This is a genomic window from Porticoccus sp. (assembly GCF_041592135.1).
In the GTDB taxonomy this organism is placed as follows: domain Bacteria; phylum Pseudomonadota; class Gammaproteobacteria; order Pseudomonadales; family Porticoccaceae; genus Porticoccus.
Genome location: NZ_JBFHQR010000207.1, coordinates 1 through 2408 on the forward strand (window position 1 = coordinate 1; position 2408 = coordinate 2408).

Here is a 2408-nt window from a genome sequence, read left to right on the forward strand (position 1 = left end):
AGGAGCTGCCGGTGGTGGCACCGCTGCAGGATGCCAGCGGCCGCAGCCTGTTCGAGTACCAGGGTTTCCGCTTTGCCCTCTATCCCCGCAAGGGCGGCCAGGGGCCGGAGCTGGACAACCTGGACAATCTCCACCTGCTCGGTAAATTGCTGGGGCGCATCCACGCGGTGGGGGCGGTGCGACCGTTTGTCCATCGCCCGGTGCTGGACAGCCAGAGCTTTGGTCACGAGGCGGCGGCACTGGTCAGCGGCCTTATCCCCGCAGAATTGAAATTGTCCTACGACTCACTGGTGCGGGATCTGCTGCAGGGGGTTGATGAAGTGATCGCCAATGCCGGGACCGTGGCGCATATCCGTGTGCACGGCGACTGCCACGCCGGCAATATTCTGTGGCGGGACGACAACGCACACTTCGTCGATCTGGACGACGCGCGCATGGCGCCGGCAGTACAGGATATCTGGATGCTGTTGTCCGGCAGCCGCGACCGGCAGATGGCGCAGCTGTCCGAAATTATCGACGGTTACGACCAGTTTTATGACTTCCAGCCCCGGCAGTTGCTGTTGATCGAAGCCCTGCGCAGCCTGCGCATTATTCACCACGCCGCCTGGCTGGCCAGTCGCTGGCGGGACCCGGCCTTCCCCATGGGCTTTCCCTGGTTCAACACCCTGCGCTACTGGAGTGAGCACATCCTGGAATTGCGCGAGCAGTTTGCGGCCCTGTCCGAGCCGCCCCTGCAGCTGATGTAGCGGGCGATCAGTCCCTGGCGTAGACGGTTTTGACACCGCTCGCCGTTCCCAGCATCAGGATATCCGCCGGGCGCAGGGCGAACAGCCCGTTGGTGACCACCCCGGTGATGTTGTTGATCTGCTCTTCCAGCTCCCGCGCGGGGCTGATGGGGTGGAGGTGATGGACGTCGAGGATGACGTTGCCGTTGTCGGTCAACACTCCCTGGCGGTACACGGGGTCGCCCCCCAGTTTCACCAGTTGCCGCGCCACATGGCTGCGGGCCATGGGAATGACCTCCACCGGCAGCGGGAAGGTGCCCAGGTGATCCACCCATTTCGATTCGTCGGCGATACACAAAAACTCCCGGGCAACCGCCGCGACGATTTTTTCCCGGGTCAGGGCGGCGCCGCCGCCCTTGATCAGCTCCAGGTGGGGATTGGTTTCGTCGGCGCCATCCACATAGATGGTCACCTCGTCCACCGCATTCAGGTCGTAGACGGGGATGCCGTGGCCCCGCAATCTCTCCGCCGAGGCTTCCGAGCTGGCCACGGTGCCATAGATTTTGGCCTTGTGGGCCGCCAGCAGGTCGATATAGCAATTGGCGGTGGAGCCGGTGCCGACGCCGATAATGCTTTTGTCGTCGATGCGTTTCAGGGTGTACTCCACCGCGGCGGCGGCCACCGCCCGCTTCAGGGCATCCTGGGATGATTTGTCTGCTGTCATGGTGAGACCAAAGGAAATGTGCAGTGCCCAATTATACGGATCAGCTGCTGAAAGGACAGATAATCCCCCGCAGTGCTGGCGTTGCCGGGGGCGAAAATTTACTATTGCCCGCTGAATCCCAATAGAAGCACTGGCCAGACAATGCCACAAAGTTACGTCAAACGTATTCTCAACGCCCGCATCTACGACCTGGTGGTGGAAACCCCGGTGGACGAGGCGGCCCAGCTTTCCGAGCGGCTCGGCAATCGGGTGCTGCTGAAGAGGGAAGACCTGCAACCGGTGTTCTCCTTCAAGCTGCGCGGCGCCTACAACAAGATGCTCTGTCTCAGCCCCGAGCAGTTGGCGAAAGGGGTGGTGGCGGCTTCCGCCGGCAACCATGCCCAGGGGCTGGCCATGGCGGCCAAAAAAATGGGTGTCAAGGCCACCATCGTGATGCCGAGCACGACCCCGCAGATTAAAGTCAACGCGGTAAAAGCCCGCGGAGCTAAAGTGGTGCTGCATGGCGACACCTACGACGAAGCGTCCGATTTCGCCCAGCAACTGGTGAAAGAAAAGGGTATGACCTACGTGCATCCCTTTGATGACCCGGAAGTGATCGCTGGGCAGGGCACCATTGCCATGGAGATCCTGCGCCAGGTGTCCGGCCCGCTGGACGCGGTGTTCATTCCGGTGGGTGGCGGCGGTCTCTGCGCTGGTATGGCGGCCTACATCAAATACGTGCGCCCGGAGATCAAGGTCATCGCCGTGGAACCGGATGATGCCGCCTGTCTCGCTGCGGCCATGGAAAAAGGCAAGCCCACTTCGAATCCCAAGCAAGCCTGGGTCACGCTGGTGCTGGTGTTGGTGGTCAGCGGTCTGTTCGGTCTGATCGTGCTGCCCCGCATCGGCAAGAAGGAAAGCAACCTGGTGGGGCTCACCGCTCCAGACTTCGCCCTCGAGGTGATCCACGGCGGCGACCC

Annotated in this window: 3 protein-coding genes; 2 read left to right on the plus strand and 1 reads right to left on the minus strand. The window is 62.2% G+C overall.

Annotation, left to right across the window (positions count from 1 at the left end):
- A partial coding sequence (locus ABY948_RS12125; RefSeq protein ID WP_461482793.1) for a serine/threonine protein kinase occupies positions 1–746 on the plus strand: 746 nt, incomplete at its 5' end.
- Positions 747–753: 7 nt separating this feature from the next.
- Here the strand turns inward: ABY948_RS12125 and rpiA are convergent.
- On the minus strand, positions 754–1449 hold the full coding sequence (rpiA, locus tag ABY948_RS12130) for a ribose-5-phosphate isomerase RpiA (protein WP_461482794.1): 696 nt from the start codon (positions 1447–1449) through the stop codon (positions 754–756).
- 141 nt (positions 1450–1590) lie between these two features.
- On the opposite strand from rpiA, the gene ABY948_RS12135 reads away from it, so the two are divergent.
- The coding region (locus tag ABY948_RS12135; RefSeq protein WP_461482795.1) for a pyridoxal-phosphate dependent enzyme at positions 1591–2408 on the plus strand (818 nt) is incomplete at its 3' end.